The sequence below is a fragment of the Micromonospora sp. CPCC 206171 genome (assembly GCF_036906755.1).
Taxonomy (GTDB): Bacteria; Actinomycetota; Actinomycetes; order Mycobacteriales; family Micromonosporaceae; genus Micromonospora; species Micromonospora purpureochromogenes.
Genome location: NZ_JBAKHT010000015.1, coordinates 94985 through 112249, shown reverse-complemented (window position 1 = coordinate 112249; position 17265 = coordinate 94985). Strand labels below are relative to the sequence as shown.

General features: G+C 72.9%; 17 protein-coding genes. 9 read left to right on the top strand and 8 right to left on the bottom strand.

Features of this window, described 5'->3' with window-relative positions:
• Positions 1 to 42: 42 nt before the first annotated feature.
• The 5 genes from V6U89_RS18560 to V6U89_RS18540 all read left to right on the top strand — a co-directional run bounded on the left by V6U89_RS18560 (position 43) and on the right by V6U89_RS18540 (position 5179).
• Positions 43 to 459 carry a nuclear transport factor 2 family protein gene (locus V6U89_RS18560; RefSeq protein ID WP_334572519.1) on the top strand — a complete coding sequence of 139 codons (417 nt, stop codon included), beginning with the start codon at positions 43 to 45 and terminating at the stop codon, positions 457 to 459.
• Between the two features lie 16 nt (positions 460 to 475).
• Positions 476 to 1501: an LLM class F420-dependent oxidoreductase gene (locus V6U89_RS18555; protein WP_334572517.1), complete on the top strand. Its 1026-nt coding sequence runs from the start codon at positions 476 to 478 to the stop codon at positions 1499 to 1501.
• Between the two features lie 240 nt (positions 1502 to 1741).
• On the top strand, positions 1742 to 3208 hold the full coding sequence (locus tag V6U89_RS18550; RefSeq protein WP_334572516.1) for a carboxyl transferase domain-containing protein: 1467 nt from the start codon (positions 1742 to 1744) through the stop codon (positions 3206 to 3208).
• A gap of 44 nt (positions 3209 to 3252) precedes the next feature.
• Complete coding sequence (locus tag V6U89_RS18545) at positions 3253 to 3891, top strand: hypothetical protein (protein WP_334572514.1); 639 nt, start codon at positions 3253 to 3255, stop codon at positions 3889 to 3891.
• Between the two features lie 64 nt (positions 3892 to 3955).
• A complete protein-coding gene (locus tag V6U89_RS18540) occupies positions 3956 to 5179 on the top strand; it encodes a M23 family metallopeptidase (RefSeq protein ID WP_334572513.1) in 1224 nt (407 codons plus the stop codon).
• 143 nt (positions 5180 to 5322) lie between these two features.
• Here the strand turns inward: V6U89_RS18540 and V6U89_RS18535 are convergent, their stop codons facing one another.
• A complete protein-coding gene (locus tag V6U89_RS18535; protein ID WP_334572512.1) occupies positions 5323 to 7155 on the bottom strand; it encodes an AMP-dependent synthetase/ligase in 1833 nt (610 codons plus the stop codon).
• A gap of 146 nt (positions 7156 to 7301) precedes the next feature.
• Between V6U89_RS18535 and V6U89_RS18530 the strand changes: the two genes are divergently transcribed.
• Complete coding sequence (locus V6U89_RS18530) at positions 7302 to 9641, top strand: transglycosylase domain-containing protein (protein ID WP_334572511.1); 2340 nt, start codon at positions 7302 to 7304, stop codon at positions 9639 to 9641.
• A gap of 212 nt (positions 9642 to 9853) precedes the next feature.
• On the top strand, positions 9854 to 10783 hold the full coding sequence (locus tag V6U89_RS18525) for a diacylglycerol/lipid kinase family protein (RefSeq protein ID WP_334572510.1): 930 nt from the start codon (positions 9854 to 9856) through the stop codon (positions 10781 to 10783).
• Between the two features lie 8 nt (positions 10784 to 10791).
• Here V6U89_RS18525 and V6U89_RS18520 read toward each other — a convergent pair whose 3' ends face one another.
• The 3 genes from V6U89_RS18520 to V6U89_RS18510 form a co-directional block, all read right to left on the bottom strand.
• Complete coding sequence (locus tag V6U89_RS18520; RefSeq protein ID WP_334572509.1) at positions 10792 to 11538, bottom strand: hypothetical protein; 747 nt, start codon at positions 11536 to 11538, stop codon at positions 10792 to 10794.
• A 90-nt stretch (positions 11539 to 11628) separates the two neighbouring features.
• The gene (locus V6U89_RS18515) at positions 11629 to 11937 is read right to left on the bottom strand and encodes a MoaD/ThiS family protein (RefSeq protein WP_334572508.1); all 309 of its coding nucleotides are present in this window, start codon (positions 11935 to 11937) and stop codon (positions 11629 to 11631) included.
• Positions 11934 to 13049 (bottom strand): WD40/YVTN/BNR-like repeat-containing protein, encoded by a 1116-nt coding sequence (locus V6U89_RS18510; RefSeq protein WP_334572507.1) that lies wholly within the window; start codon positions 13047 to 13049, stop codon positions 11934 to 11936. Before V6U89_RS18510 ends, V6U89_RS18515 begins: the two co-directional genes overlap by 4 nt.
• Positions 13050 to 13187: 138 nt before the next feature.
• Here V6U89_RS18510 and V6U89_RS18505 point away from each other — a divergent pair, with 138 nt between their 5' ends.
• Positions 13188 to 13607: an MmcQ/YjbR family DNA-binding protein gene (locus V6U89_RS18505; RefSeq protein WP_334572506.1), complete on the top strand. Its 420-nt coding sequence runs from the start codon at positions 13188 to 13190 to the stop codon at positions 13605 to 13607.
• 103 nt (positions 13608 to 13710) lie between these two features.
• Here V6U89_RS18505 and V6U89_RS18500 read toward each other — a convergent pair whose 3' ends face one another.
• The 3 genes from V6U89_RS18500 to V6U89_RS18490 form a co-directional block, all read right to left on the bottom strand.
• Positions 13711 to 14283: a hypothetical protein gene (locus V6U89_RS18500; protein WP_334572505.1), complete on the bottom strand. Its 573-nt coding sequence runs from the start codon at positions 14281 to 14283 to the stop codon at positions 13711 to 13713.
• A gap of 71 nt (positions 14284 to 14354) precedes the next feature.
• Entirely contained in the window at positions 14355 to 15074 is a 720-nt protein-coding gene (locus tag V6U89_RS18495; protein ID WP_334572504.1) for a hypothetical protein, read from the bottom strand.
• Positions 15067 to 15522 (bottom strand): RNA polymerase sigma factor, encoded by a 456-nt coding sequence (locus V6U89_RS18490; protein ID WP_334572503.1) that lies wholly within the window; start codon positions 15520 to 15522, stop codon positions 15067 to 15069. Before V6U89_RS18490 ends, V6U89_RS18495 begins: the two co-directional genes overlap by 8 nt.
• Before the next feature lie 202 nt (positions 15523 to 15724).
• On the opposite strand from V6U89_RS18490, the gene V6U89_RS18485 reads away from it, so the two are divergent.
• Positions 15725 to 16975, top strand: coding sequence for a YncE family protein (locus V6U89_RS18485; RefSeq protein WP_334572502.1), 1251 nt, complete (start codon positions 15725 to 15727; stop codon positions 16973 to 16975).
• Between the two features lie 22 nt (positions 16976 to 16997).
• Here V6U89_RS18485 and V6U89_RS18480 read toward each other — a convergent pair whose 3' ends face one another.
• A complete protein-coding gene (locus V6U89_RS18480) occupies positions 16998 to 17180 on the bottom strand; it encodes a hypothetical protein (RefSeq protein ID WP_334572501.1) in 183 nt (60 codons plus the stop codon).
• Positions 17181 to 17265 lie beyond the last annotated feature (85 nt).

The following is a 17265-nucleotide window of genomic DNA, read 5'->3' as shown; positions in this document are numbered from 1 at the left end:
AGTGATATGACTACTCCTATTGTTGACTATAGGGAGGCCGCCGTGACGACTGTCGAGCGGTTCCGTTCCGCCGTCGAGACCGGGGACCTGGCCGCGTTCGACGGGCTGTTCAGCCCGGACGTCCGCTTCTTCAGCCCGGTGAAGTTCACGCCGTTTCAGGGGGCGCCGGCCGTTCACGGGCTCCTCGGCGTCCTCCTGCGCACCTTCGAGGACTTCCGGTACGTCGGACAGCTGGCCGGCGAGGCCGAGATCGGCCCGGCGGGCCGGGCGGTCGAGTCGCACATCCTCATCTTCCGCGCGACCGTGCGCGGCAAGCAGATCCACGGCCTCGACCTGCTCCAGCTCGACGACGACGGTCTGATCGAGGAGTTCACGGTCATGGTCCGCCCACTCTCCGCCGTCACCACGTTGAGCGAGGCGGTCGTCGCCGGTCTCGCCGCCGACGGCATCGCCCCGTGACACGGAAGGCCGCGCGATGAAACTCGGGTACACCACCGGCTACTGGTCCTCCGGCCCACCCGCCGGCGTCACGGACGCCATCGCGGAGGCCGACCGCCTCGGCTTCGACTCCGTCTGGGCCGCCGAGGCGTACGGGTCGGACTGCCTGACCCCGCTGGCCTGGTGGGGCGCCAGCACCTCCCGCGTGCGGCTGGGCACCAACATCATGCAGATGTCGGCCCGCACGCCGACCGCCGCCGCGATGGCGGCGCTCACCCTCGACCACCTGTCCGGCGGCCGGTTCATCCTCGGGCTCGGCGCCTCGGGCCCGCAGGTCGTGGAGGGATGGTACGGCCAGCCCTACCCCCGGCCGCTGGCCCGCACCCGGGAGTACATCGAGATCATCCGCGCTGTCCTCGCCCGCAGCGGCCCGGTCCAGTACGACGGCGAGTTCTACCAGCTGCCGCAGCGCGGCGGCACCGGCCTGGGCAAGCCGCTGAAGTCGACCGTCCACCCGCTGCGCACCGACATCCCCATCTTCCTCGCCGCCGAGGGGCCGAAGAACGTGGCGCTGGCCGCCGAGATCGCCGACGGCTGGCTGCCGTTGTTCTTCTCCCCCAAGGCGGACGGCTTCTACCGCGCCGCGCTGGCCGAGGGTTTCGCCCGACCGGGCGCCCGCCGCGGCCCGAAGGAGTTCGAGATCGCCGCGACCGTGCCGATCGTCGTCGACGACGACGTGGAGCGGGCGGCCGACCGGATCCGGCCGTTCGTCGCGCTGTACGTCGGCGGCATGGGTGCCAAGTCGGCCAACTTCCACCGGGACGTCATCGCCCGCCTCGGATACGAGCGGGAGTGCGACGTCATCACCGAGGCGTACCTGGCGGGCGACAAGCAGGCGGCCATCGCCGCCGTGCCGACCGCGCTGGTGGAGGACATCGCGCTGATCGGACCGGCCGCCAAGATCAAGGACGAGCTGCAGCGGTGGCGCGAGACCGTGATCACCACCCTGCTGGTGCAGGGCGGGCCACGGCAGCTGCGCCAGATCGCCGAGCTGGTCGACTGACGACAGGCGTCGACCGGTGGAAGGCCTCCCCTGCGCGGGACCCCGAGGACCGATCTTCAAGGTCTCTCATCGCGGGAGTCGCCACGACTATGGTGTGATCATGGCTGGCAACCAGGCTGCCTCGGAAGCACTGTGCCCGACACTGCGGAGCCGGCGCACCGGTGCGGAGTCATTCATCGACCGCGGTCCGGGCTGTGCACAGCTCTCCGGCGGCCGCCCGCACGCGGGGGCCGACCGGGGGTGAGGAGATCGGCACGGGACCTCATCGAACTGGTCATCGACCCCGGCACGTGGTTGTCGTGGGATGAGGCGGTTGCCGATCCGGCCCCGCTCGACACCGACCATGCGGCTGCCCTGGCCGCCGCGCGCCGGACCACCGGCGTCGACGAGGCGGTCATCACCGGCGCGGGCCGGCTCGGCGGACGGCGGGTCGCCGTCATCGCCGGCGAGTTCGCGTTTCTCGGCGGCTCGATCGGCGTCGCGGCGGCCGAGCGGCTCACCCGGGCCGTCGAGCGGGCGACCGCCGAGCGGATTCCGTTGCTCGCCGCGCCCGCGAGTGGCGGCACCCGAATGCAGGAGGGCTCGATCGCGTTCCTGCAGATGGTCAAGATCAGCCAGGCGATCACCGCCCACAAGGGTGCGGGGCTGCCATACCTCGTATATCTGCGGCACCCGACGACCGGCGGCGTGTACGCGTCGTGGGGGTCCCTCGGGCACCTGACAGTCGCCGAGCCGGGCGCGCTGATCGGCTTCCTGGGGCCGAAGGTGCACGAGGCGCTGACCGGCTCGCCGTTCCCGGCCGGGGTGCAGGTCGCCGAGAACCTCCACAAACACGGTCTGATCGACGCGGTCGTCGCACCGGAGCAGGTGGCGCCGCTGGCCGAGCGAGCGCTGGCCACTCTCGCCGCGCCGCGCCGCCTCCCCCCTCCGCCGATCCCGAGGGAAGACCCGCCCGGCGAAGCCACCGCCTGGGACGCCGTCCGGCGATCCCGCCGGGCTGACCGTCCCGGAATCCGCCGACTGCTCAGACACGCCGGCCGGGATGTCGTGCCGTTGCACGGCACCCAGAGCGGCGAAACCGGAGCCGGTGTGATCGTGGCGCTGGCCCGCTTCGGGGAAGCCCCCGCCGTGGTCGTCGGACACGACCGGCGCGACAGCCCGCCCGACCCCGCCGGCCTGCGGGCCGTCCGGCGGGGGTTCAAGCTCGCCGCAGAGTTGGGCCTGCCCGTCGTCACCGTTGTCGACACGCCGGGCGCCGCCCTGTCACCACAGGCCGAGGAGGGTGGCCTGGCCGGAGAGATCGCCCAGTGCCTTGCCGATCTCGTCACCCTGCCGGTGCCGACCCTGTGCGTGTTGTTGGGTCAGGGCAGCGGCGGCGCGGCCCTGGCCCTGCTGCCGGCCGACCGGGTCATCGCCGCAGCGCACGGCTGGCTCTCGCCGCTGCCGCCGGAGGGTGCGTCGGCGATCCTTTATCGCACCGTCGAGCGGGCGCCGCAGGTCGCCGCCGCGCAGGGCATCCGCGCACAGGACCTGCGGGCAAGGGGCATCGTGGACCGGATCGTGGCCGAGCGACCCGACGCCGCCGACGAGCCCGCGGCATTCCTCGACCGACTGGGAGCGGTACTGGCGTACGAGCTGGCCACCCTGCTCGACGTCGACCCGGCGGACCGCCTCCGGGCCCGCCGGATCCGTTACCGTCAACTCTGATCGCCGGCTCAGCGCCTGCGGTCGCGTCGGCCTACAGTGTGCCCATGTGGGAGTCGATCGCAGCGCCCGCGGTGGGCCTGATGGCCGCCCTGGCAACGGCTGTTCCGACGCCGTCGCCGTCGCCGGACGCCGCACCGGTGTTGACGTCGGCACCGTTCGGCGCGCTGCCCGGCCAACAGGTCACCCACACCGTCACGGTCTCCGGCAGCGGCACCCTCACGACAACGCGGGTCACGTTCACCACGACGGTCGATCTCGACGGTGTCACCGCCCGGGCCGAGCCCGGTCGGTGCGCGGCGTCCCCGCGTACCGTCGTCTGTGACCTCGGTGACCTGCGCCTGGGCGCCGGAGCGGCGCCGCGAATCACGATCTCCGGGCGGGTCCGCCCGGGTGCGCCGCCGGGCACGGTGGTCCGCAACCGGGTCGATGTCACCTCGGCGGAGACCACCGCGACGGGCGCCCGGACCACCAGCAATGCCTACCTGCTCCCGGGGGCGACGGCCACGCCCACCGACCCGCCGCCGCGATCGCCGGCCATGGCGAGCGAGGACCGGCCGCCCGGACGGTCGATGCGGGTGCCCGCCGTCGCGGCGGCGGTGGCCGGCGCGGTCGCGGCGGCGGCGCTGCTGGCCCGTCGGCGGCTGCGGCGGCGTCCGGGCCCGCCGCCCGCCGATCCGCTGTAACGACCAGGCACCCGGAAACGATGTAGCAGGGGGACGGGACACGGACCGGCGGCAGGAGTACGGCATGGAGCAACGCTGGTGGAGGCGGGCCACGCTGGCGACCGTCGCCGGGTCCGCCACGCTGATGATGACGGCCCTGTGCCTGGACGCCGGAGCGGCCAGCGCCGGGGCGCAGAGCGCAGCGCGGGGACCACTGCCCCTGCCGACCCTGCTGCCCCTGCCGAGCCCGTCGCTGCCCGTGTCGCTGCCGCCGATCGAACCGCCGAAGGTGACGCTGCCGCCCCTGAAGCCGCCCACGGTCAAGCCGCCGACCCGCCCGCCGGCCACCGCGTCGCCGACGGCGCCACCCGGGACCACCCCGCCGACCGGCGGCCCGCCACCGCAGGTGGGCGTCCCGGGTCCACCCGGCAGCGGCGGGTCGATGGTGGACCCCGGATCGGCCCCCGCGCTCATCGCCGGCGACCCCGGCGCCGACCTCTACCCGCAGCCGCCGGTGGACGCCGCCGGCACGCCCCAGGCCCGCCAGGTCGCCGCGCTCGGCGACGTCCAGCACCGGATCCAGTACCTGGAGAACACCCTCGCCCGGACCCGCGCCGACCTCGCCAAGGTGCGGCGTGCGCCGGATCCGGTGCTGCACCTGCTGACCACCCTGACCGCCGGCGGGGACGCGGATCCGGCCTCGCCGTTGGCCGTGGCGGACGCCGCGGACGTCGCGGACACCCCCACCGGCCGCGCCGTCGCGCTCTCCGGCGCGATCACCTCCGGTCAGGCCGAACTCGTCCGCCGCCGGCAGGAGGAGACCCGGCTCCGGCAGGAGATCGACCGTCGGGTACGCGCCCTGCCCGCCACGCCCGCCGTCGCGGCACCGGCCCGCACCGTCGCCACGGTCGGTCGCGGCCGGCTCGGCCAACCACTGGCGGGCCGACTCACCAGCCGGTTCGGCACCCGGTTCGACCCGTACTACCGGGTCTGGCAGCTGCACCCGGGTATCGATCTCGCCGCCCCGACCGGCACCCCGATCCTGGCGGCCGCCGACGGCCGCGTCTCGCGCGTCGGCTGGTACGGCGGCTACGGCAACTACACCTGCATCGCCCACGGCCGGGCGGACGGGCAGCGACTGTCCACCTGCTACGGCCACCAATCCCGGCTGCTGGTGTCGCCCGGCCAGCGGGTCCGCGCCGGCCAGGTGATCGGGCTGGTCGGGTCGACCGGCGCCTCCACCGGCCCGCACCTGCACTTCGAGGTACGTCTCGGCGGCCGTCCGGTCGACCCGCTGCCCTGGCTCTGAGCCGCGCCCGTCCTACGGGCGGGACGGGCGATCACGCGCCGACTCGGCGTTCCCGACAGCTGCGCGGCGCTCGCCGCGCAGGCCGCGGCCGGCGGCGCGACGATCTCGCGATCAGTCGGGCGGCGGCGGGCGGCCAGGCGGGGTCAGTGGCCGCGGTAGAGCGCCTCGATGTCAGCGGCGTAACGCTCCTGGACCGCCTCGCGTTTGATCTTCAAGGTGGGCGTGAGCTCCCCGTCGGCTTCGGTGAAATCCCGGGGCAGGATGCGGAACTGCTTGATCTGTTCCGCCTTGGACACCGACTCGTTGGCCCGGTCGACCGCGGTCTGGATCTCCTGGCGCAGCTCGGGGTCGTCCCGCAGGTCGGCCACGTCCGCGTCGGGGTGGCCATGGGCGACCCGCCACCGCTGCCAGGCCGGTGGATCGATGGTGACCAGGGCGATCACGTACGGGCGGTCGTTGCCGACGAGCATGCACTGGCCGACCAGGGGGTGCGCGCGAACCTGCTCCTCGATCGGAGCGGGGGCGAGGTTCTTCCCCGCCGCCGTCACGATGATCTCCTTGATCCGGCCGGTGATGCGCAGGTAGCCGTCGGGGTCGAGGCTGCCGAGGTCCCCGGTGCGCAGCCAGCCGTCGTCGGTGAGGGTCGCCCGGGTGGCGTCGGGGTTGTTCCAGTAACCGGAGAAGACCATCTCGCCGCGGACGAGCACCTCCCCGTCGTCGGCGATGCGGATCTCCACGCCGGGCAGCGGGCGGCCGACGGTGCCGATCCGCATCGCCGAGGGCACGTTCGCCGTCACCGCCGGAGCCGTCTCGGTCAGCCCGTACCCCTCCAGTACGGTGATGCCGGCGCCGCGGAAGAAGTGCGCCAGCCGCTGCTCCAGCGGCGCACCGCCGGACATCGCCAGCCGGCACCGTCCGCCGAGGGCGGCGCGCAACGTCCGGTACGCCAGCACGTCGCACGCCGCGCGCGCCAGCCGCAGCAGGATGTTCGGACCTCGCTCGGTGTCCAGGGCGCGGCTGTAGCGCACGGCGACGGCGTCCGCGACGGCGAACAGCCGTCCCCGGCGGCTGTCCTCGGCGCGCCGTTTGGCCCTGGCGTACATCTTCTCGAACACCCGCGGCACCGCGAGGATGAACGTCGGGCGGCACTTGCGCAGCTGCTCGAAGACCCGGCCCGGGTCCGCGCTGTGCACCATGGTCGCGCGGGTGCGGACCACACCCACCTGGATCAGTCGGGCGAACACGTGCGCCAGCGGCAGGAACAACACCGTCGACGCGCCCGGATGCAACAGCTCCGGCAGCACCGAGGTCGCGTTGGTGACGTCGCAGTAGATGTTGCGGTGGGTCAGCGCGCAGCCCTTCGGCCGGCCGGTCGTGCCGCTGGTGTAGACGATCGTGGCCAGGTCCCCACCCGACACCGCCCGCCGCCGCGCCTCGACCTGCCCGTCGTCGACGGTGCGGCCCTGCCCCGCCAGGGCGATCAGCCCGCCACCGTCGATCTGCCACGTCTGGCGCAGCGCCGGCAGGTCGTCGCGCAGGCCGGCCAGCATCGCGTCGTGCGCGGCGGTCTCCACCACACACCCCACCGCACCCGAGTCCGACAGGATCCACCCCAACTGCTCGTCGCTGGAGGTCTCGTAGACGGGAACGGTGACCGCGCCGACGGACCACAGCGCGTAGTCGACGAGGCTCCACTCGTAGCGGGTGCGGCTCATCAGAGCGACCCGGTCGCCGTGGGCGACACCGGCGGCGACGAACCCGCGCGCGAGGGTGAGCACGTCGTCGCGGAACTGCTCGCACGTCACCGGCAGCGCTCGGCCCTGCACGGACCGGCGCGCCGGCCACGACCGGGAAATCGGATCCGGACGGACGAACTGCACCAGGTCGGGCACTTCTCGGGCGTTGTCCCACACCATCTCGGCCAGGCCGGGCACCTGTGCGCCGGTGACCACCGGCTCGACCGTTACGTCCTGCACGACCGCTCCCCCGTTCACCGCACCACCGCCAGCGGGGCACCCGGTCATCATGACCTGACCGGCGGATCAAGCGGTCCGGAACGGGAGAACTCGCGGCAGCGGGCCGGTCAAGATTCGGCAGGCCGGCCGCTGGGTACCGGGTGCGGGTGTCTGCTACCGGTAACAACGACAGCGCCGCCACCGTGTCCGGATCGACCGTCGCTCCGACGGCGCGGAAACGGCGGCGCCGGCGCCTGCTGATCGTCCTGGCCGTGCTCGCGCTGCTCGCCGGCACCGGACTCACCGCCGGGGCGTACTACGTCGACAGCGTGCCCACGCCCACCGACCTGGAGCTGCCGGAGTCGACCACGGTCTACTTCGCCGACGGTCGCACCCCGATGGCGAAGCTCGGCACGGAGAACCGCACGATCGTGCCCTACCCGGAGATGAACGACGCCGCCAAGCAGGCGATCGTGGCGACCGAGGACCGCACGTTCTGGACCAACGAGGGCATCGACTTCAGCGGGGTGCTGCGCGCCGCCTGGTCGAACGTCACCGGCGGCCAGCGCCAGGGCGCGTCGACGATCACCCAGCAGTACGCCCGGGTGGCCGCCGACCTCAAGGGCGTCTCCTACTCGCGCAAGCTCCGCGAGGCGGTGATCGCGTGGAAGCTCGACGACAAGTACAGCAAGGAGGAGATCCTCGGCTTCTACCTGAACACCGTGCCGTTCGGGCGGGGCTCGTACGGCATCGAGGCGGCCGCGCAGGCGTACTTCGGCAAGACGGTGCGCCGCGACGCGCCGGCGGCGAACCAGCTGACCACGGCGGAGGCGATGGTGCTCTGCGCCATGGTGAAGCAGCCGGAGGCCGACCCGGACGACCCCGAGGGCAACCCCGGCTACGATCCGCAGCGCAGTCCGCTGGCGCGGCAGAACTCGATCGACCGGTGGAACTACATCCGCGACGGCATGGTCAAGCTGGGCTACCTGTCGGCGGACGAGGCGGCCAACCTGGCGTACCCGGACACGGTGAAGCCGCTGGATCCCGCCGCGGGCCGGTCCAACCTCGACCGGCCGACCGGCCTGGTGGTCAACCACGTGCTCAGCGAGCTGCGGCAGACCGAGCCGTTCCAGGGCAAGCCCGCCGACTACATCCGCAACGGCGGCTTCAAGATCGTCACCACCATCGACAAGCGGGTCCAGGACGCCGCCGACGCGGCCGCCGACATCCGCCGCGACACCGCCCCCGAGGCGGTCCGCGGGCAGCCGAAGAACTGGCAGGCCGCGCTCGTGGCGGTGGAACCCGGCACCGGCCGGGTGCTCGGCTACCACGGCGGCAGCGACGGTTCCGGCGCCGACTACGCCGGCTGGTACCAGGACGAGAACGGCGAGGCCCGCGGCTTCGGCCAGCACCCGCCGGGGTCGTCGTTCAAGGTGTACGACCTGGCCACGGCCGTGCAGGAGAAGATCTCGGTGAAGCAGCACTTCGACTCGCCGGAGACCAAGGAGTTCCCCGCCTCCGGCCGGACGAAGGGCAGCCCCGCCGGCCCGATCCGCAACGCCGAGCGGGCACCGTGCCAGCCGGACTGCGCGCTGTGGGAGGCCACCGTCGCCTCGCTCAACGTCACCTACTTCGCACTCACCGAGCAACTCGGCACGGCCAAGGTGATCGACATGGCCACCAAGGCCGGCGTCGACTCGATGTGGGCCAACGAGAAGGGCAACCCGCGGCCGAAGCGGATCGAACTGCGCGGCCACTCGGGTGAGGAGCTGGCGCGGCACTTCTCCACCGAGGTCGGCATCGGGCAGTACGGCATCACCGTGCAGGACCACGCCAACGGGATGGCGACCTTCGCCGCCGGCGGGAAGCGGGCCGACGCGCACTTCGTCCGCTCGGTCACCAAGGGCGACGACAAGATCCTCGACGAACAGCTGGTGCAGACCGACATCGGGCTCGACCGGGAGGCGGTCAACCAGCTCAACTGGACGCTGAGCCGGGTGAAGGCGGCCAAGCTGGACAACGGCTGGGACTCCGCCGGCAAGACCGGCACCTGGCAGGCCGGGACGAGCACCACCCAGAACGTGCACACCTGGATGGTCGGCTACACGGGCGCCCTGGCCGCCGCGGTCTGGCTCGGCACCGTCGACGGCAAGCCGCTGAAGACCTCCGACGGCAGCTACGACGTCTACGGGTCCACCGGCCCCGGGCCGATCTGGCGGCAGTTCATGGAACAGGCCACCGCCGCACTCAAACTCGACCCGGACAAGTACCGGTTCCAGGAGCCGGCGTTCCCGGACGACACCCCGTCGCCCACCGCCCCGGCGGCACCGAAGCCGACCTCGGCGCAGCCGACGCCGACCGCGACCGCGACCGCCAGCCCGACCGCGAAGCCGACGCCGACGCCCACTGGATCGCCCAAGTCGAGCCCGTCCCGGAGCCCGGAGCCGTCCCGCAGCCCCAAGCCGTCCCGCAGCCCGGAGCCGGGGCGCACCCCGTCGCCGGGGTGACGGGGGCCAGCGCCACCCGGCACAGCGCCGGCGGGCCGGGTGGCGGCGACCTGACGAAACATGCCCGGCTTACGACGGGTGGTCATGCGCCCGCCTGCGACAGCTGACGTGTCTGCTCGGCACCCCGCCCTCGCCCGGCTTCAGCCCCGTCGCGCAGTCGACGCTTGCCAACGGAGCGGACGACGGTCCGGCGGGATATAGGGTCGGGGTTCATGCGGACGAAGCAGGAGCTGACCGCGGCCATCCGGCGGGACCGGAAGGCGGCACTGGTCATCAACGCGGGCTCCCGCCGCGGCCGGGAACACTGCGAGCGGGCCCGGGCCAGGTTGGTCGCCGCCGGCTTCGACCTGCTCGGCACGTACCGGACCGACCGGCCCGGGCAACTGGAGGAGAGCGTCGCCGCGGCTGCCGACCTGAAGCCCGACGTGCTGGTCGTGGGCGGCGGCGACGGTACGCTCAGCACCGCCGGGCGGTTGCTGGCCCACCGGGACATCGCGCTCGGCCTGCTGCCGCTGGGCACCACCAACAACTTCGCCCGCACCGTCGGCGTCCCGCTGGACCTGGACGACGCCATCGCGATCCTCACCCAGGGCAAGGTCATCGACGTCGACCTCGGGATCGCCGGCGAACGGCGGTTCACCAACCACGTCGGCGTGGGCCTCTCCGCCGACATCATGCTCCGGACGCCGCCGCGGCTGAAGCGGGTCTCCGGTCGGCTCGCGTACCCGCTGACCGCCCTGGCGCTGCTGGGCCGGCACCGGCCGCTGCGGGCCACCGTCCGCGCCGGCGACAGCACGCACGAACTGGTCACCCACCAGCTCTACGTGGCCAACGGCGGGTTCCACGCCGGCCGGCCGATCACCGCGGACGCCGACGCCGACGACCGGCTGCTGGTCGCGTACCCGGTCGGTGGGGCGACGCGGCGGGGGCTGATCCGCGCCACCGTGCGGAACGCGGCCACCGGGCACCGGCGGACGCTGCGCGACGAGCCCTTCCTCGCGGTGGGCGAGCTGTGGCTGGAGACCGACCGGCCGGCGCGGGTCGAGGTGGACGGCGAGTTGTGCGGCACGACGCCGATCCGGGTCGGGGTGGACGCGAACGCGTTGCGGGTGATGGCGGCGGCGGACAGCCCGGACCGCTGACTGCGGGCTCAGGCCCACTCGCCGGTGAACAGCGGAGCGACCGGACGCTCCCGGCGGCCGATCCGCAGGTCCCCGAAGATGGTGCTCCGGGCCGCCCGCTCGACCTCCGCGTCCAGGTCGATCTCCAGCTCCTCGGACGCGTCGTGGGCGGCGCCGATGAGTACGAGTTCGGTCCCCGGGTGGTCGAGGAAGCCGGGCGGGTCGAGCGGGGCGAAGCGACGACCGTGGAACTTCTTCTGCAGCGCGGCGGGCAGCGTGACCTTCCGGGAGCCGCGGAGGCCGACCCCGGGCGGGGAGGGCGCCTGCGGGTTCTTCACCGTGACGATGTAGCTCGGCTCCGGCTCGATGCTCAGCTCGTGCTGCGCCTCGCCGAGCCGCAGCGGAAGTTCGAGTTCGTACGCGAGGTGGGTGTGGTCGTCGTGCCGGGCGATCACGTACGCGCCCTCCGCCACGGGCCGGGCCGGCGGCTGCCCCCGCTCGCCGCGGGTCCTCGTCCGGTACGTGTGCGCCTGCAGGGCCTCGTGCAGCTGCTCGGGCCGGTCCACCACCGCGTCGACGAACGCCCAGAAGCGGTCGTGCTCCTCGATGTCGGGCAGGCGTTTACGTCCGATTATCAGCAGCCGCAGATGTCGCCCCCGCCACGGGTGCATCACCACCAGCAGCCGCTGCACCTCCGCCAGGGAGTCGACGTGCTCCTCCTCGACCCGGGGACGGTAGAGGAAGTAGATGTCGCCGTCCTCGAGCAGTTCCGCCATTCGCCCCGGGTACCCGAAACCACCGGCGAGGAACAGGCGGGCCGGCCCGGCAGCCGGATGTCCGCGCACCCGCCCTCGCCGCGGTCCGGGCTACCCGCCGGCCATCGCGCCGAGGATGATGAACGGTTCCTCGCCGGCGATGACCCGCTCCGGCAGTGGTGCGTCGGGTGAGTCGTTGGAGAGGTCCTCCTCGCAGGCGTAGAAGCGGACGAACGCGCGGCGCTTGCCGCTGTGGCGGTCGCGGATGGTGCCGAGCAGCATGGGGTATCGCGCCTCGAGGGTGTCCAGCACCAGGCGCTGGGTGACCCGCCCGGCACCCGGACCGGGCACCTCGAGACGTACCTCGCCGGTGACGTGAGCCAGGTTCTTCAGGTGGGCCGGGAGGACGACCCGGATCACGGCAGCACCTGGGCTTCCACGGAGAGCACGGCCGGCAGGTCCCGGACGATCGGCGCCCAGCTGTCACCGCCGTCCGCCGAGTGGTAGACCTGACCACCGGTGGTGCCGAAGTAGATCCCGCACGGGTCGAGCGTGTCGACCGCCATCGCGTCGCGGTACACGTTGACGTAGCAGTCGGACTGGGGCAGCCCCCTGGTCAACGGCTCCCAGTCGTTGCCACCGGTGCGGCTGCGGTAGACGCGCAGCTTGCCCTCCGGCGGGAAGTGCTCGGAGTCGCTCTTGATCGGCACGACGTAGATCGTCTCCGGCTCGTGGGCGTGCACCGCGATCGGGAACCCGAAGTCCGACGGCAGGTTTCCGCTGACCTCGCGCCAGTTCGCACCTGCGTCGTCGCTGCGCATGACGTCCCAGTGCTTCTGCATGAACAGGGTGTCCGGCCGGGTCGGGTGCTGGGTGATGTGGTGCACGCAGTGGCCGACCTCGGCGTCCTGGTCGGGGATCTCCCCGGAACGCAGACCCTTGTTGATCGGCAGCCAACTGGCGCCGGCGTCGTCGCTGCGGAACGCGCCCGCCGCCGAGATGGCGACGTAGATCCGGTCCTTGTTCGCCGGGTCCAGGATGATCGTGTGCAGGCACATGCCGCCGGCACCGGGCTGCCAGGTCGGCCCGGTCGGGTGGGTACGAAGGGCGGTGAGCTCGTTCCACTTCACACCGCCGTCGGTGGAGACGTAGAGGGCGGCATCCTCCGCACCGGCGTACACGGTGTCGGGATCGTGGCGGGACGGCTCGAGGTGCCAGATGCGCTTGAACTCCCACGGGCGCGGGGTGCCGTCGTACCACAGGTGCTCGCCGACCTCGCCGGAGTAGGCGAAGTCGTTGCCGACCGGGTTCCAGGTCCGGCCGCCGTCGTCGGAGCGCTGGATCAGCTGCCCGAACCAGCCGCCGGACTGGGACGCGTAGAGCCGGTTCGGGTCGACCGGCGACCCGTTCAGGTGGTAGATCTCCCAGCCGCCGAAGTGGGGTCCGTCGACCGTCCAGTCGCCGCGCCTGCCGTCCGACGTCAACGTGAACGCGCCCTTGCGCGTGCCCACCAGCACCCGTACGCCGCTCATATCCTCGTCCTTCCGCTCGATTCCCTTGGGTAGACCGTCCGCCACGCCGAAACTCATCGGTCTGTCGTCAGTCGTACTCCCCGGCTACGACGAATCGCCGTCGCCGGCCTGTCGGAGGGGCCGGCTAGCGTCGCGCACATGACTGGCCCTGGCGACGTCGCACCCGAGATCCTCGACCGGCTCCGGCCCGTCTGCCTCGGCCTGCCGGAGACCTACGAGGAGCCGGCGTGGGTGGGCACGCGCTGGCGGATCCGTAAGCGCACGTTCGCGCACGTGCTCACGGTCGACCCTGACCACCAGGCGGCCTACGCCCGAGCTGCCGCGACCGACCAGCCGATCTGCGTGCTGACGTTCCGGTCGCCCGGCGACGAGATCGCCGGGCTGATCGCCGTCGGCCACCCGTTCTTCAAGCCGGACTGGGGCGCCGACGTCGTCGGCATGGTGCTCGACGACGGGATCGACTGGGCCGAGGTGGGCGAACTGCTCACCGAGAGCTACTGCGTTCTGGCGCCGAAGCGGCTGGCCGCCCTGGTCGACCGGCCGGTCGATCTCGGGTAGCCGAAGTCCGGGCGTCCGACGCCCACGGCTCGCCAGCATCATCGATCACCGCCGTAGGCTCTCCATGTTCGCCACGCCGTCGACAACGGTGCTGGGCCTCACGCTAGCCCTCGGCGTAGACGAGGTCCATGGTGTCGGCGTGTCCCGACCAGTGCAGTTCGAGGTGCCAGCAACCGGCCCGCGGCAGGTCGATGATCGACGGGCCGGGGCCGCCGGCGACCTCCCGGGTCACCCGCGTGTCGGTTCCGTCCAGCGTGGCGGTGATCGCCAGGTTGGCGGGAGCCGCCGGGTCGGACGAGGTCGCGGCTGGCTTGGCGACCCAGAGGATCTTGTTGGTGGGCCCCTCGCCCCGGCGCAGCGCCAGCGGGTGACCGAACAGCACCGCGATGATCTCGCCCTTCGCGCCGAAGACGTGCGGGATCCGGGCCTCCCCGCTGAACCCGGCGTCCGCCCAGTCCGGCAGGACACCCGTCTCGACCCGTGAGCCGCAGCCCGACGCGGCGCTCGCCGGAGGATTCGCCGGGGCCGGGGTGGCCGGAACGCCGACCGGCGGGGCTGACCGCCCCGTGGTCGTACACGCCGCCAGCAGGACCGCCGACCCCAGCAACACCCTGCCCCAGGAACCCATCTCGCGCCCTCCGTCGTACCCGCTGACCCCGTTCGTGCCTGGCACCATCCACGACACCGCCCGGGCCCTCGGGGTTCCTCACCCGATCAGCCGGCTCGACTGGCACCGCGGTCCGTCGCTCAATCCAGCGAGTTGGCGATCTCGATCGCCTCGCCCTTGGTCAGGTCGCCTTCGAGCCGGTAGCTCACGCCCGCCTCCTCCCAGATCAGGGTCGAGGCAGCGAGCCGCGCGCTCTCCACGCGGACCGTGCCCGCGCGGTCCACGTAGGCCAGCGGGTGTGGGCCGCCGATCCAGACCGCGAAGCCTCCGTCGACCTGGACCCACTCCATTCCCGGCCCGGCCGCCTGCTTCTGGAAGACCGGATCGAGGCGACCGTCGAAGGCATCGACGCGCACCACGCCCCCGCGGTAGAGCAGGGTGACCACCCGGTAGGAGCCGGTGCCGTCGGCGTCGGCGACCAGCACCTGCTCGGGCGGACCCAGCTTCGTCGGCAGCCGGATCGGGAAGCGGAGCTTCTCCTGCGCCTCGTGGAGGGAGGCGGGCCGCTGCGACGGCGGCGGCGACGGGCTGCCGGTGGGCGAGACCGGCGCCGACGACGTGTCGATGATGATTCCGGAGAAGCGCAGCAGCCCCGCCACGGCGTCGGCGAGGGCGGCCCGCCCCGGCGGCAGCACCGCGACGAGCAGGGCGACGAGCGCCACGGCGAGGTGGTAACGCCACCGGCGTCGCCGTCGCGCGGGCGCGGCCAGTCGGGCGCGTACCCGGTCGGCCACGTCGGGCGCGGCGGGTGTGTCCAGCCACTCGGCGAGGTCACGCAACTGGTGTTCGAGGTCATCCATGGCGCACCTCCTCGCGGTCGAGCAGGGCGCGGAGCTTCGTCAGCGCTCGGGACGTCCGCGACTTCACCGTGCCTCTGGGCCAGCCCAGCATCGTCACCGTCTCCTCCTCGCTGAGATCGAGGAGGAAGCGGCACACGATCACCTCACGGTCCTTTTCCGGCAGCAGCCGCAGGGCCCGCACCAGCGTGGCCCGGCGCTCGGCGGCGAGGACCCCGCCCACCGCGCCGTCCTCGGCGATCTGCGACTCCGGGTCCGCCGCCGCGGCCCGCAGGACGAGCCCGTCCCGCCGGCTGCGTGAGCGGTGCAGGTTGCGGGTCTCGTTGGCGACGATCGCGAGCAGCCACGCGCGAAAGGACGACTCTCCCCGATAGCGGGACAGCTTGCGGTACGCCTTCACGAACGCCTCCTGGATGACGTCCTCCGCGTCCGGGCCCGCGCCGAGCAGCACCGCCGTCCGGTAGGCGGACGCGGTGTGCCGGGCGACCAGGAGGTCGTACGCCCCCAGGTCACCTGCCCGAGCGCCGGTGACGAGCTCGTCGTCGTCCAGTGGAAGCCTCCCGTCGGATCACACTCATGACACCGCCCGCACCGGATGGGTTCCAGGGACGGCGGCGGAACCTCGCCGGGTGTGGCGGTGTCACCGGGGCATGATGCCAACGACAAGGATCTCGCGTCGCACCCTGCTGACCGGGCTCGCCGGTGCGGGCACCGCGGCGTTGGTCGGCTGCGATCGAGCTCGGCACCCGGGTCAGGCCCGTGCCGTCACGATCCCCGACCCACTGCTCGTCGAGGTCGACGACGGACTCGGTTTACTGCGTGGTGCGGACCGGCAGACGATCCCGCGTTCTCTCGCCACCGTCGACGGGCAGGCGATCTACGCGACCGCGCCCGAGGGGGCCGACACCGCCCTGTGGCGGGTCGACACCGCCACGGGCGCCACCTCCACCCGGGTCACGCTGGCCGGGCGCTGGGTGCCGCAGGCCGTCTCGGTCAACGGCACGGTGGCGCTCACGTCGAACCAGGTGAGCGCCACCGAGGGGCGCCCGGCGGGGCGGGACGTGACCCCCGTGCTGATCGCGGACGTCACCGGCGTCCGACACCGGCTGGAGTTGCGGGGCAACTTCGTACCGGAGACGTTCACCGCGGATCTCGCCGGGCTCTTCGTCCTCGAGTGGCTCCCGGCGACGGCGCCGGACCGCTACCGGGTCCGCGTCGTCGATCTCGCCACCGGGACGCCCGGTCCGCTGCACACCCGTGCCAAGGCGCCGGTGCCGCCCGGCGCCGAGGAGGAGATGCGCGGCGACGGACGCCAGGCCGTGCTCTCGCCGGATCGCACCACCCTCTACACGCTCTACACCCACCAGCCCGAGCACCAGCACACCCGTGACCTCGTCAGCGGGCGGCCGGGCGACGTGCACGCGTTCGTCCACACGCTGCACCTCGGCGAGCGATGGGCGTACTGCATCGACCTGCCGCCTCCGTTCGGTGCGGCGGCCGCGACCGGCCACGCCATGACGATCAGCCCCGACGGCGGTCGGCTCTTCGTCGCCGACGTCACCTCGGGCACCATCGCCGAGATCGACACCGGGGAGCTGACCGTACGCCGGACCCTCACGCAGCCCAGGGGGGTCGGGACCGCACACGCCGCCACCGACAGCGACCGGCTCTTCATCGGCGCCGGCACGGTGGTCCGGACGACGGATCTCACGCGCGCCGGCCGCGCGGCTGACTGGCGGGTCCGTGAACCCGTTTCCGGCCTCGTGCTGAGCCGCGACGGCAGACGCCTCTACGTGGGCCAGCACGATGGCGTGAGCTGGCACGATCCCGGCACCGGCACCGCACTGGGCCGCGTCGCCGTCCCCCGCCTCGTCGGCCTGCACGGTCTGGCCGGACAGGCCTGACGGTGAGGATGTGCGCCGGTCGTCAGCCGGGGCGGTTCAAGGCACGCCTGTTGTTGCGCGCGCGCCCGTGCTCGGGGACGCGGTAACCGTCGTCGCCGAGCATCCGGCGCGCCGCGTCGAGTCCGGTCAGCGCCGCCCCGTAGGCGGTCACCTCCCGCTGGAAGTGCTCGACCTTGGCGTACCAGAACTTCAGCTCCGGGTTCATCCCCTTCGCGTTGATGTAGTTGACGATGTCTTCCTCGGGGGGTGATGCCGTGGCGGGCGTAGCAGCGGTCGAAGCGGGCCTTCGT